Genomic DNA, 13,123 nt, shown 5'->3' with positions numbered 1-13,123 from the left:
ATCGCGCGCGATGCCTCTTTTATTGGCTTTAAGCGGCCTTCTGAGCCGTTTGATCATTCTTTTAGTAGAGTGAGTCCCATGGGTCAAGTTCAACTGGCGTAGAGGTCAGCAGGGCTTGTTGGTCCTTGGTCAGATACTTCTTGTGAACTACGACTTCGTAAACATAGTCGTTGAACCAGTCCTGGCTCATCACGAAGAAGCCCTTGGCGCCAATCTTGTCGCCCCATGAGTTTTCGACCTTCCACTGGCGGATGTCGCCGTGGTCTTCGTCAACGCCAACCAGGGTCATGGCGTGGGAAACGGTGCCAACGCCAGTAGCCAGGCGCTCAGCCTTGGTCAGCTGGCTGTTGATGCCGAAGAGTTCGTCCAATTGGTAGAGCTCAGTGTCCAGGTAGCCGGTCTTGCGGTCCATTTGCCGCAGAACGTCGTTGCCGAACCAAACGGCTTCCCCGTCCTTGAGCTGGGCAATGGCTGCCTGGCCCAGGAATTCCATTGGCACGTTCAAGAAGAGGATTGGGGAGCCCCCGTCCACGTTTTCTTGAGAGCTCAAGTGGTAGAGGGTGTTATATTCATGGTCTGGCGCGTTGGTCAAGACTACGTAGTCGTCCAAGTCGACATCGAAGTACTTGTTGAAGAATTCAACTGGGGTCAGGTTCTTCTCCAGGTGGTAGTTCTTGTCGTCGTCCTTGTATTCCAGGTCAAAGGTCTTTGGCGGCTCGCCAACAGCGATTGCCGTCATACGGTAGACTTCGTTCAGGAATTGCTTGCGGGCCTTTTCCAAGCCTTCCTTGTCGCCAGCTTGTGCCAAGCGCCGCAGGGACAAGGCATCCTTTCTTTCCTTGTCAGCCAGGGCAGTCGCGAAGCCACTAGTGGCATTGGTGTTGAAGCTTTCTGGCATCGCGTAGCTTGGCACGACCCCGTACTTCTTGACCAGGGAGACTGCCATGGCCCATTGGCCACCGTCGCCTCCGGCAAAGTCCAGGTAGGCGCGGACTTCCCGGTCATCAAGCGGCTTGTCGGCAGTTTCGATGATCTTTTCGTAGAAGTTGTTGGCCCGTTCGATCTTGTCCCAGAAGAAGTTGTAAGCTTGGGACAAGGTGAAGTTCTTGGCCTTGTGCTTGGCACCAAAGTCGTGCCGCAAGACGTTCAAGGTTGAGAACAGCCAGCAGCGACCGGACTGCTTCTGGTTGGTAACGTTGTCCGTGTCCAGCTCAGTGGAGAAGACGCGGGTCAAGCGACCGGCAACGCGCTCGTTGTATGATGCCTCCAAAACGCCGCTGCGGCCAGCAGCGCGGGCGATGACTTGATTCTTTGGATCAGCGTTGAAGTCGCGGCTGAATTCCGCGATTTCTTGCAGAGTTAATTCATGACTCATATTGTTTTATTCTCCTTTTAATGATGATACTGCTATCTTACCTTGAAATAGGTGATAACACAAATTTTGATCTTAATTAAGCTTCCCGCAGCGAAAACACCAACAGAGGAACATAAAAAGGCAGCAGCTGTTCGGCTGCTGCCTTGTGGTTGATAAAGTGCTTAGCACTCGGTTATTCAATCGTAATTGTGCTGTCGTCTGCTTCAGGGGCAATTTTTGGCAATACCACGGTCAAGACCCCGTCGGTCAATTTGGCATTGATCCCGCTCTTGTCAACGTTTGGCAAGGCAAAGCTTCTGGAGACTGAGCCTTCGCTGCGTTCTTGGCGGACCAAGTTCTTCTTCTTGTCACTGTCGTCCTTGAAAGTGCTGCGGTTGCCTGAGATGGTCAAAACGCCGTCGCTGTATGCCAGGTGGATGTCATCTTTGCTCATGCCTGGAACATCGATCTTGACGGTGTATTCCTTGTCATCTTCAGCGACGTCGGCTTGTAAAATGTTTCTGAATGCGTGGGTGTCCAGAAAGTCTCTTGAGTTGTCAAGCCAGCCACCCATGTGATCGAATAAGTCATTGTAACGGTTCATTAAGTCATTAGCCATAATATAAAACTCCCTTCAACAAAATATTCGTTGATCAAAACAGAAAGCTGACAGGGAAAGACGAGCAACAACGATTGCTTATGTTTCCGCTTCCTCTTTCTCTGTTCAAATTATATTGTAGTTCCTTTTTCCAAAAAATAAAGGGTTAGCACTCGACTTTTTTGAGTGCTAACAAAAGAATTTATAAAATTAAGCAAAATCCTGAAAAAAGCGGCTAAACGGGCTATACTAGACCATGAAAAATTAAGAAAGGCAAGTACGACATGGTTTACTTTCAGAAGATGACGCCAGAAGGCTACAAGCAGATTGAAGACGAGATCGCCGCGCTTAAGGCTGACCGGCCCCGCCGGGTTCAGAACCTCAAGGAGGCCCGGGCGCTGGGCGACTTGTCAGAGAATACGGAATATTCAACCGCCAAGCGGGAGCTGCGCCACCTGGACAGCCGGGTGCGCTACCTTAACAAGCAGCTTAAGTACGCGGAAGTGATCCAGACCAAGAAGGACGGAAAGGTCAACCTGGGCAAGACGGTCACCATCCGCTATGAAGAGGACGGGGAAGAGGAAAGCTACAAAATCGTCGGCCGGATGGAAGAAGCCGTCCTGGACGGGAAGCTGCCCTTTGATTGTCCGATGGGCCGGGCTTTGATGCATCACAAGGCCGGCGACACCGTAACCGTGGAAGCGCCAATTGGCAACTACAAGATCACGATCATTGACGTGGATGAGTAATGGGAAAAAGTTAAATTAACGGAAAAAGGGTCCAAGCAGCTGCTTGAACCCTTTTTGTGGATAACTTATTGAATATCAGGCTATTTAGATGATTGCCGCTTGCCGGCGGGAGTAAAGCTGAGGTGAACCACCAGCCCCAGGCCAGCGGCATAGCGGGCCATGGTCTTCAAGCTGGGCAGCGAGGTCCCCTTTTCGATCTTGGCCAATTGGGGCTGGCTCATGCCGATCCGGTCGGCCAGCTCCTTTTGCGTGATGCCGCGGCGCAGCCGCTCGGCGTGCAGGTAGGTGAGGCTGTCAAGAATGGACATTTCTGTCTCAGTGACAGAGTCAATAGTTGCTTTATAGTCTTTTAAGGTAGCCATAATTATCTGCCTCCCCAAGGCTTATTATACTGCTTTTGCTATTAAAAAAGCCAATCAAAACCCCGCGGGGCACCAAAAAAGAGCAGCTCCTGCTTGGAGCTGCTCTAAGAAATTGAATTTCATTTGATTATAAAGTCCATGGGTCTTGCAGAACGATCGTCTGTTCACGGTCAGGACCAACTGAAACAGTTACGACTGGAACGCCAGTCAATTCGCTGATGCGCTTGACGAACTTTTGGGCGTTTTCTGGAAGGTCTTCCCAGCTCTTGGCGCCGGTAATGTCTTCTTCCCAGGCAGGCAGTTCTTCGTAGACTGGCTTGCATGCTTCAACTTCCTTCAAGTTGGCTGGGTAGTAGTCGATTTCCTTGCCGTTTAAGTCGTAGGCCACGCAGATCTTGATCTTGTCGAAGCCGCTGAAGACATCGAGCAGGTTCAAGCTCAAAGCATTGATGCCGGCAACGCGCTTGGCGTGACGCAGGGCAACTGAGTCAAACCAGCCAACCCGGCGTGGACGGCCAGTAACCGTGCCGTATTCGTGGGCGATGTCACGGATCTTGTCACCGGTAGCGTTGGTCAGTTCGGTTGGGAATGGGCCAGCACCGACACGGGTCGTGTAGGCCTTGCAGATGCCCAGGACAGTGTTCAGACGGTTGGCACCGATGCCGGAGCCTGAGGCAATCCCGCCGGAAACTGAGTTTGATGAGCTGACGAATGGGTAGGTCCCTTGGTCGATGTCCAGCATGATGCCTTGGGCGCCTTCAAACAGAACCTTTTCGTTCTTGTCCAGGGCGTCGTTGACGTAGACTGAAGTGTCAACGACGTACTTCTTGATCCGCTTGCCGTATTCAACGTACTTGCTGTAGATTTCATCGTAGTCCATGGCTGGCTTGCCGTAAACCTTGGTGAACAAGGCGTTCTTGGCTTCCAAATTGAAGTGCAGCTTTTCAGCCAAAGTTTCTGGATCGATCAGGTCGCAAACTCTGATGCCGATTCTTGAAGCCTTGTCCATGTAAGTTGGCCCGATCCCGTTCTTGGTGGTCCCAACCTTCAGGCTGCCCTTAGCTTCTTCTTCGTAAGTGTCTTGCATTACGTGGTATGGCATGATGATGTGCGCGCGGTTTGAGATCTTCAAGCTGCTGGTGTCGATGCCATGCTTTTCCAAGTTGTCCAATTCGCCGAGCAGCACTTCAGGGTTGATTACGACCCCGTTGCCGATTACGGCCCCGTGCTTGGCAGCGAAGATGCCGGATGGGATCAGGCGCATCTTGAATTCCTGGCCATCAAAGTCGATGGTGTGGCCTGCATTGTTGCCACCGTTAGCGCGGACTGAAAGGTCTGCTGTAGTCCCCAGGAAGTCCGTAATCTTACCCTTGCCTTCGTCGCCCCATTGGCTGCCGACAACTGCGATTGATGTCATATTTTCACCTCAAAATAATCTTTAACTGTACCTAAGAAAGATTAGCATTTACCTGTAGATTAGTCAATAAAAAATCCGAATAATATTTTTGGAACGTTCGTGAATGGTTCGAATATGCTTGACTTTTGAGCGGAATGTAAGTAAAGTATCAAAGGTAATTCGAAAAAGGAGCAAGCAATAGATGAGCAACTACTTTAGCATGGAAGCGTTTGACTACGACGATATCCAACTTGTGCCCAACAAGGCAATCGTCAAGAGCCGCAAGGAATGCGACACCAGCGTTAAATTTGGAAACCGAACTTTTAAGATCCCAGTGGTGCCGGCCAACATGGAAAGCGTTATTGATGAGAAGCTGGCCGTTTGGCTGGCGGAAAATGGCTACTACTATGTCATGCACCGCTTTGAACCGGAAAAGCGGGCCGGCTTCATCAAGATGATGCATGACAAGGGCCTTTTTGCCTCAATCTCCGTCGGCATCAAGGATGATGAGTACAAGTTCATCGATGAGCTGGTGGAAAAGGGGCTGATCCCGGAATACACCACCATCGACGTGGCCCACGGGCACTCAGTCTACGTCATCAAGATGATCAAGTACATTAAGGAAAAGATGCCGGAAACCTTCTTGACGGTCGGCAACGTGGCTACGCCAGAAGCTGTCCGTGAGCTGGAAAATGCCGGCGCGGACGCGACCAAGGTTGGCGTTGGCCCGGGCAAGGCCTGCATCACCAAGCTGAAGACCGGCTTTGGGACTGGCGGCTGGCAGCTGGCGGCCCTGCGCATGTGCAGCAAGGTTGCCAGAAAGCCGCTGATCGCTGACGGCGGGATCCGCCACAACGGCGACATCGCCAAGTCAGTCCGCTTTGGCGCAAGCATGGTCATGATCGGCTCAATGCTGGCCGGACATGAAGAATCTCCAGGCAACGTCATCAAGATCGACGGCAAGACCTACAAGCAGTACTGGGGCTCAGCTTCAGAAGTGCAAAAGGGTGCCTACCGCAACGTTGAAGGCAAGCAGATGCTGGTTCCTTACCGTGGCCACATCGCCGACACCTTGGACGAGATGAAGCAGGACCTGCAGTCTTCAATCTCCTACGCCGGCGGCCGGGATCTGGAAGCCATCAAGCGCGTCGACTACGTCATCGTCAAGAACACGATCATGGACGGCGACTACTAAAAGGCTTGAAAAGCTGCCTTGAAAAAATGCAAGCCGCCACGGGCCCTGGACAAAGCTTTTGATCCGAAGATGGGTTATAATAGGAATGTAAAGGGTTACACCTTGGGGGAAGGATGAGAAGCACATCGTTCGTTGTACTCATCTTCTTTCAGGCCCGGCCGCGGGCCTTTAAACGCGGCCAGAAAGTAAGTATCGCCAGAGGTCTTCTCGGGAATTTTCCTGGGAAGATTTCTTTTTTGTCTTTTTGGCCATGTTCGCTTGCTTTTTCGAACAAAGGTTCGGTATAATGATTTCGAACAAACGTTCAAAAAAGAAGTGGATTCAAATGTATGACTACCGCTATGAGCCGCACCGGGTCATTTTCATGATCGACAACAAGTCTTTCTTTGCCTCATGCGAAGCGCTGCGCCTGGGATTGAATCCGATGGAAGCCGTCTTGGCCGTCATGTCCAGCCAGCCGGGAGCCAAGTGGGGCTCTGGTTTGATCATGGCCGCTTCGCCCCTGGCCAAACAGAAGTATGGCCTGCGCAATGTCATGCGGGCCCGGGAGCTGCCAACAAGAAGGCAGGCACCGGATCTGCTGCTGGTTGAGCCCCACATGAACCTCTATATCAAGCGCAGCATGGAGGTGCTGCAGATTTTCCGCAAGTACGCGGCCGATGAGGATATTCACGTCTATTCGATTGATGAAAGCATGATCGACATGACCGAGTCCTGGCACTTGTTTGGGGATGATCCATATTTGGTGGCCCGCAAGATTCAGAAGGACATTCATGACCACCTGGGCCTGTACACGACCTGCGGGATCGGGGAGAACCCGCTTTTGGCCAAGCTGGCGATGGACATTTCAGCCAAGCACCGGACCTCGATGATTGCCTGCTGGCATTACATCGACGTGCCCGACACCATTTGGAAGATCCCCAAGCTGGAGGATGTTTGGGGGATCAATGTCCGGACGGCCAATCGCCTGCGCCGCCTGGGGATCAACAACATGTATGACCTGGCCCACAGCGATCCGGCACTTTTGGAGCGGGAGTTCGGGTTGATTGGCGACCAGCTTTTCGCCATGAGCTGGGGGGTGGACCGGAGCATCATCCGTCACAAGTATCAGCCCAAAAGCAAGAGCTACGGGAACTCCCAGATTCTGAACCGGGACTATGAGGACCAGCGGCAGATTGAGATCGTCATTCAGGAGATCGGCGACCAAGTGGCGGCCAGAATTCGGGCCCACCACCTGCTTGCTGGCCGGGTGGGTCTGTATGTCGGCTATGCTGATTTTGAGGCCGATCCGGCGGGCTTCAGCATCCAGGAAAAGATCACGCCAACTGACGTTTCCAGCGAATTGGTGGCGGAATTGTGGGCCCTGTTCCGGAAGAAGTGGGGTGGCCAGGCCGTGCGGCGCCTGGGCGTGACCTACAGCTGCTTGGTTCCCGACACTGGCCAGCAGCTGCCCTTCTTCCTTTCCCCAGACCAGCAGCTCAAGCGCAAGCAGCGGGACCGGGTGGTCGACAAATTGCGGAAGAAGTACGGCTTTGCCAGCGTCGTGCGGGCGTCCAGCCTGCTGCCAGGCGCGACGGCGCTGGCCCGCAGCCGGCTGGTTGGCGGCCATAACGGGGGCAACGCCTATGAGTAAGGAGTTCGACCGGCGGGTGACCGATTTCTTTGCTCATTATCAGGATCGGGGGATGAAGAAGTGGGCGGGCTTCTTTTTAAGCGATCATACGGCCCGGCTCAAGCAAGCAGCGGCCAAGAGCCGATGGACGGCACCGGAGCGGACGGAGATGACGCGGGAAGAGTGCGACCAAGTGCTTTGCCTGGCTTTCAGCCGCCACCAGCCCGTGACCGTCCAGCTCAAGGAATTGGACGCGAACGGGGCCCGTCCCCAGGAAATCGCGGGCTTCGTTGCCGGCTATACGGAGGACCAGATCATTATTGGCGGTCAGGCCATCGACTTAGCCAATCTGCGGCACGTGGAGCTGCTAACAGGACTGGAAGGACATTAAAACAGCAATAGAACTAACGGTGAAAGAAAGCCCCCCTTCCGGAACGGAAGAGGGGCTTTTTGTCCTCAGCTGAATTAAAAGAGTGCAATAGATGTTAAAGATAGCTTTAAATTGAGATTTAAGAGATAGATTTGAGATGTTGAGCAAGACAGCTGAGGCTAACGGATTAGAAGCAAAAGCGCATGATACGGAAATGGTTTTTAATCCTCATCCAGCCCCTTTTTGCCCTTGAAGATCAGGTTCAAAAGGACTGAGGACAGGCTGGCGATCACGATCCCGTTTTCCAGGAACAGCTGCAAGGATTGCGGCAGGGCTTGGAAGATGTTTGGGTAAACTGACACGCCCAGGCCCAAGCCCATGGAAATAGCGACGATCAAGAGGTTGTGGTTGTCACTGAAGTCAACCTTCAGCAGCATCTTGATCCCTTGCACGGCGATGGATGAGAACATGACTACCATGGCCCCGCCTAAGACGGCCGTTGGCATGATCGTAACCAAGGCCCCGACCTTAGGCAAAAGGCCCATGGCCATCAAGAGACCGGCTGCCCAGTAGATCGGGCGCTTGGAGCGGATGCCTGACAGCTGGAGCAGGCCGACGTTTTGGGAGAAGGTGGTGTAAGGGAAGGTGTTGAACAAGCCGCCCAGGATTTGGGCCAGACCTTCAGCCCGGTAGCCTCGCTTCAAGTCATCTTCAGTGATCTCCTTGCCCAGGAGGTTGCCCAGGGCGAAGAAGACGCCGGTGGATTCAACCATGGAAACCAGGGCGATGATCATCATCGTCAGGCAGGATGACCATTCAAACTTTGGCGTGCCAAAGTAGAAGAATTGCGGGAAGTGGAACCAGGATGCCTGAGCGACGGGCGTGAAGGAAACCATCCCCATGCAGGCTGCCAGCACCGTGCCGACGATCAGACCGATCAAGACGGAAATTGAGGAAATGAAGCCCTTGGCAAAGGCTTGCAAGGCCACGATCACCAAAATGGTGACGAAGCCGACGATCAGGTTCTTGGGATCCCCAAAGTCCTTGGCCGTGGGTGACCCGCCGCCCAGGTTCTGGATGCCGACTGGGATCAGGGTCAAGCCGATCGTGGTGATCAAGGTCCCGGTTACGACTGGCGGGAAGAGCTTCTTGATCTTGGAGAAGACTCCGGCGATCAGGAAGACGAAAATCCCGGCAACGATGATGGCGCCGTACATGGTGCCGATTGAGTACTTCTGCCCGATCAAGATCAGGGGAGCGACCGCCTGGATGGCGCAGCCCAGAACGACCGGCAGGCCGATCCCGAAGTAGCGGTTCTTAAGCAGCTGGACTAAAGTGGCCAGCCCGCACATGAAGATGTCGATGGAGACCAGGTAGGTCATCTGCTCGGAGCTAAAGTGGAGGGCGTTCCCAATCAGGATCGGCACCGCCACGGCCCCTGAGTACATGGCCAGCAGGTGCTGCAAGCCCAGGACAAAGGAACGGGCTTGCGAAGGTTCGGTATTTTTGGCTTGATTCATATTTTGTTAATACTCCCTAAAGTAAAATCAACCTAAAAAACTAATATCAAAATTTAAATAGCTTATTTTATTTTAAAACTCGACTTTGCCGTCCTTGAGGCTCTTGACGCTGGCCAGAGCCTCAAGCCGGTAGCCGTGGTCCAGCAGCCAGTCGTGGCCGCCTTGGAAGGCCTTTTCCACGACGACGCCGACCCCAACGACCTCAGCCCCGGCTTGCTCAGCTAAGGAGATCAGCCCCTTGGCGGCTTCGCCGTTGGCCAGGAAGTCGTCGATAACCAGGACGCGGTCGCCTTTGTGGAGGAACTTGGCTTCCACGGAAATCGTGTTGGTCACGTGCTTGGTGTAGGAGTAGACTTCAGCCGTGTAGACATCGTCAGTCACCGTTGAAGGCTTCTTCTTTCTAGCGAAGACCATTGGCACTTTGAGGCAGTAAGCCGCCATGATGCCCGGCGCGATCCCGCTGGCTTCAGCAGTCAAAACGCGGGTGACCTGGTCATCCTTGAACAGGCGGGCAAATTCTTGGCCCAGGGTCATCATCAGCTGGGGATCGATTTGGTGGTTGAGGAAGGAGTTGACCTTCAGCACGTCGCCAGGCAAAACGATGCCATCTTTCTTGATGCGTTCTTCCAAAATTTTCATTTCGTATGAAACTCCTCTGAAAACAAAAAAATTCTTTTGCCAACGACAGGCAAAAGAAGTTCATGACAAGCATTTAAGCTTTTCTATTTGCTTCTTGTACCTATAGTCCGGAATTTACGGTTCCGGGTAGAGACTGTCAACCTGATTATGACGATATATAAGTAAGAATTATTAATAATGATTAATAAACAGCATACAGCAAAAACCGAATTAATTCAACGAAAAACGGGAAAAAGATCATGAAAAAATGCAAAAATAGACGATCAATTAAAAAATCCCGAGAAAGATTCGTTTTTTGTTGACCGAGTGGGAAAAAACGTGTAAAGTGGTTTAATTAAAAAGTAACCTATCGACATTTTATTTTGAAAGGAAGAAATCATGTCTTTGTGGGAAACCAAATTTGCTAAACAAGGTATCACTTTCGACGACGTATTGCTGATTCCGGCTGAAAGTCACGTTTTGCCAAACGAAGTCGACTTGTCAACCCAACTTGCTCCAAATCTGAAGCTGAACATTCCGCTGATCTCAGCTGGGATGGACACGGTAACGGAAGGCAAGATGGCAGCGGCCATGGCTAAGATGGGCGGCTTGGGCGTAATCCACAAAAACCTTTCAATTAAGGCCCAGGCTGACGAAGTAAGACTGGCCAAGAACACTGAAATCATGCCAGAAGACAAGCACGCGGCCGTTGACGCCAACGGCAAGCTGCTCGTGGCTGCCGCTGTCGGCGTAACCAGCGACACTTTTGAACGGGCTGAAGCTTTGTTTGAAGCTGGTGCCGACGCCATCGTCATCGACACGGCTCACGGTCACTCAGCCGGCGTTTTGCGCAAGATCAAGGAAATCCGCGACCACTTCCCAGAAAAGACTTTGATTGCCGGCAACGTTGCGACCGCTGAAGGCACCCGGGCCTTGTTTGAAGCCGGCGTTGACGTGGTCAAGGTCGGGATTGGGCCTGGCTCAATCTGCACCACCCGTGTCGTTGCCGGCGTTGGCGTTCCGCAATTGACGGCCGTTTACGACGCGGCTAACGTAGCTCGGGAATTTGGCAAGCCAATCATCGCTGATGGCGGGATCAAGTACTCCGGCGACGTGGTCAAGGCTTTGGCAGCCGGCGGCAACGCCGTAATGCTGGGCTCAATGCTGTCAGGGACTGAAGAAGCTCCTGGCGACGTTCAACAAGGCAGCGACGGCCGTCTGGTCAAGTCCTACCGCGGGATGGGCTCAGTTGGCGCCATGGCTCAGCAGCACGGGTCAAGCGACCGCTACTTCCAAGGCGGGGTCAACGAAGCCAACAAGCTGGTCCCAGAGGGGATCGAAGCCGTAGTTTCATACAAGGGGACCGTCCGCAACGTGGTCTACCAAATCCTTGGCGGCCTGCGCTCAGGCATGGGCTACTGCGGGGCTGAAAACATCCAAAAGCTGATCGGCACCGCGCAGTTTGTCCGCATTTCCAACGCTGGCCTGCGTGAATCCCACCCACACGACGTTATGATGAGCAAGCCTGCTCCTAACTACGGAGGCATTGACTTCTAATGGCAAAAATCGACTTAAGCAATTTTGACAAGATCATCGTTCTGGACTTCGGCAGCCAGTACAACCAACTGATTACCCGCCGGATCCGCGATTTTGGCATTTACTCTGAACTGTTGCCGCACACGATTACGGCTGAAGAAGTGAAGCAAATCGCGCCTAAGGGGATCATCTTCTCTGGCGGTCCAAACTCCGTCTACGATGAAAACGCCTTGGACGTTGATCCGGAAATCTTCAAGCTGGGGATTCCAATCCTGGGCATCTGCTACGGGATGCAGCTGATGACCAAGGAATTGGGCGGGAAGGTCGAAAAGGCTGGCGAAGCTGAATACGGCTCAGCCCACATTGAAGTCAAGGAGCCAGAAAGTCCTTTGTACAAGGGGCTGCCGGACAAGCAAGTCGTCTGGATGAGTCACGGCGACTTGGTAACCAAGGTGCCGGAAGGCTTCAAGGTCTTGGCTTCAAGCAAGAACTGCCCAATCGCCTCAATGGCTGATCCAGCCCGCAAGTTCTACGCCATCCAATTCCACGCGGAAGTCCGCAACTCAGAATACGGTCTGGACATCCTGCGCCGCTTTGCTTTTGACGTCTGCGGGGCTAAGGACAACTGGACCATGGATGACTTCATCAAGCTGTCCGTTGACTCAATCAGAGAAGAAGTCGGCGATGCCAACGTCATCTTGGGGATCTCTGGCGGGGTTGACTCTAGCGTTACGGCTACCCTGCTCCACAAGGCAATTGGCAGCCAATTGACGGCGATCTTCGTTGACCATGGCCTGCTTAGAAAGAACGAAAGCGAAGAAGTCATGGCTGCCCTTAAGGAAGGGCTGGGCGTGAACATCGTCAGAGTCGATGCCAAAGAACGCTTCATGTCCAAGCTGGCTGGAGTAACCGACCCAGAAAAGAAGCGGAAGATCATCGGCAACGAGTTCGTGCAGGTCTTCAACGATGAAGCCAAGAAGATCAAGGACGCCAAGTTCCTGGCACAAGGGACGCTGTACACTGACGTCATTGAATCAGGGACCGATACGGCCCACACGATCAAGAGCCACCACAATGTCGGGGGCTTGCCAAAGGACATGCAGTTCAAGCTGATCGAACCCCTGCGGCAATTGTTCAAGGATGAAGTCCGGGTCTTGGGTGAAAAGCTGGGTCTGCCACATGACCTGGTATGGCGGCAGCCATTCCCAGGCCCAGGTCTGGCAATTCGCGTGATCGGCGAAATTACTGAAGAAAAGCTGCGCATTGTTCGTGACGCGGACGCGATCCTGCGGGAAGAAATCAAGAATGCTGGCCTGCAAGAAAGCATCTGGCAATACTTTGTTGCTCTGCCAGGGATGCGGAGCGTCGGCGTCATGGGCGACGGCCGGACTTACGACTACGCCGTTTGCATCCGGGCCGTGACGTCAATTGACGGGATGACTGCTGACTTTGCCCAGATTCCATGGGACGTCTTGCAGAAGATCTCCGTGCGGATCGTCAACGAAGTCAAGCAGGTTAACCGCGTACTGTACGACGTGACGAGCAAGCCGCCGGCAACGATTGAATATGAATAAAAGATAAGCGGATTTTGTCCGTTGGGGAAACTACCTGGTTAGCTGACTGGGTAGTTTTTTGTCGCAAAAATAGGGTAGAAATGCCTATCGAAAGTTGAGTAATGTCTTAATTACTTAAACTTCCCACTTGCAAAAGTGGGCTTGTACCTTGAAAATTCAATAGTTTAGCCAATAAAAAAGCACAAGGCCTTTGTTCGCTTGATATAATTTAGTCAACCACAACATCATCAATATCAAAC

At 52.8% G+C, this 13,123-nt stretch carries 12 protein-coding genes and 1 riboswitch; of the genes, 6 read left to right on the top strand and 6 right to left on the bottom strand.

The window, feature by feature from the left end; genetic code table 11:
- Positions 1–61: 61 nt before the first annotated feature.
- Positions 62–1,375 (bottom strand): C1 family peptidase, encoded by a 1,314-nt coding sequence (locus FYJ62_RS07040; protein WP_154549004.1) that lies wholly within the window; start codon positions 1,373–1,375, stop codon positions 62–64.
- A 172-nt stretch (positions 1,376–1,547) separates the two neighbouring features.
- Positions 1,548–1,973 carry an Hsp20/alpha crystallin family protein gene (locus FYJ62_RS07035; RefSeq protein ID WP_154549003.1) on the bottom strand — a complete coding sequence of 142 codons (426 nt, stop codon included), beginning with the start codon at positions 1,971–1,973 and terminating at the stop codon, positions 1,548–1,550.
- A 263-nt stretch (positions 1,974–2,236) separates the two neighbouring features.
- Here FYJ62_RS07035 and greA point away from each other — a divergent pair, with 263 nt between their 5' ends.
- Complete coding sequence (gene greA, locus FYJ62_RS07030; protein ID WP_154549002.1) at positions 2,237–2,701, top strand: transcription elongation factor GreA; 465 nt, start codon at positions 2,237–2,239, stop codon at positions 2,699–2,701.
- 80 nt (positions 2,702–2,781) lie between these two features.
- On the opposite strand, the gene FYJ62_RS07025 is transcribed toward greA, so the two are convergent.
- Together FYJ62_RS07025 and FYJ62_RS07020 are read right to left on the bottom strand one after the other, a co-directional pair.
- Entirely contained in the window at positions 2,782–3,063 is a 282-nt protein-coding gene (locus FYJ62_RS07025) for a helix-turn-helix domain-containing protein (protein WP_154549001.1), read from the bottom strand.
- Positions 3,064–3,190: 127 nt separating this feature from the next.
- Positions 3,191–4,480 carry an adenylosuccinate synthase gene (locus FYJ62_RS07020; RefSeq protein WP_154549000.1) on the bottom strand — a complete coding sequence of 430 codons (1,290 nt, stop codon included), beginning with the start codon at positions 4,478–4,480 and terminating at the stop codon, positions 3,191–3,193.
- 181 nt (positions 4,481–4,661) lie between these two features.
- Here FYJ62_RS07020 and FYJ62_RS07015 point away from each other — a divergent pair, with 181 nt between their 5' ends.
- From FYJ62_RS07015 to FYJ62_RS07005, 3 genes are all read left to right on the top strand, one after another.
- Complete coding sequence (locus FYJ62_RS07015) at positions 4,662–5,654, top strand: GMP reductase (RefSeq protein WP_154548999.1); 993 nt, start codon at positions 4,662–4,664, stop codon at positions 5,652–5,654.
- Between the two features lie 325 nt (positions 5,655–5,979).
- On the top strand, positions 5,980–7,287 hold the full coding sequence (locus FYJ62_RS07010) for a Y-family DNA polymerase (protein WP_154549031.1): 1,308 nt from the start codon (positions 5,980–5,982) through the stop codon (positions 7,285–7,287).
- Entirely contained in the window at positions 7,280–7,657 is a 378-nt protein-coding gene (locus FYJ62_RS07005; protein WP_154548998.1) for a hypothetical protein, read from the top strand. Before FYJ62_RS07010 ends, FYJ62_RS07005 begins: the two co-directional genes overlap by 8 nt.
- Positions 7,658–7,857: 200 nt before the next feature.
- On the opposite strand, the gene FYJ62_RS07000 is transcribed toward FYJ62_RS07005, so the two are convergent.
- Positions 7,858–9,156, bottom strand: a complete 1,299-nt coding sequence (locus tag FYJ62_RS07000) for a nucleobase:cation symporter-2 family protein (RefSeq protein WP_154548997.1) — start codon at positions 9,154–9,156, stop codon at positions 7,858–7,860.
- Positions 9,157–9,228: 72 nt separating this feature from the next.
- Entirely contained in the window at positions 9,229–9,795 is a 567-nt protein-coding gene (locus tag FYJ62_RS06995) for a xanthine phosphoribosyltransferase (protein ID WP_154548996.1), read from the bottom strand.
- Between the two features lie 83 nt (positions 9,796–9,878).
- A riboswitch (purine riboswitch) is annotated at positions 9,879–9,976 on the bottom strand.
- A 197-nt stretch (positions 9,977–10,173) separates the two neighbouring features.
- Between FYJ62_RS06995 and guaB the strand changes: the two genes are divergently transcribed.
- Together guaB and guaA are read left to right on the top strand one after the other, a co-directional pair.
- On the top strand, positions 10,174–11,331 hold the full coding sequence (gene guaB / locus FYJ62_RS06990) for an IMP dehydrogenase (protein ID WP_154548995.1): 1,158 nt from the start codon (positions 10,174–10,176) through the stop codon (positions 11,329–11,331).
- Entirely contained in the window at positions 11,331–12,884 is a 1,554-nt protein-coding gene (gene guaA / locus FYJ62_RS06985; protein ID WP_154548994.1) for a glutamine-hydrolyzing GMP synthase, read from the top strand. The genes guaB and guaA overlap by 1 nt, the downstream gene beginning before the upstream one ends.
- Positions 12,885–13,123: the final 239 nt, after the last annotated feature.

Source organism: Lactobacillus porci, assembly GCF_009695985.1.
Lineage (GTDB): Bacteria > Bacillota > Bacilli > Lactobacillales > Lactobacillaceae > Lactobacillus > Lactobacillus absianus.
This window is presented reverse-complemented; position numbering and strand designations above follow the sequence as displayed.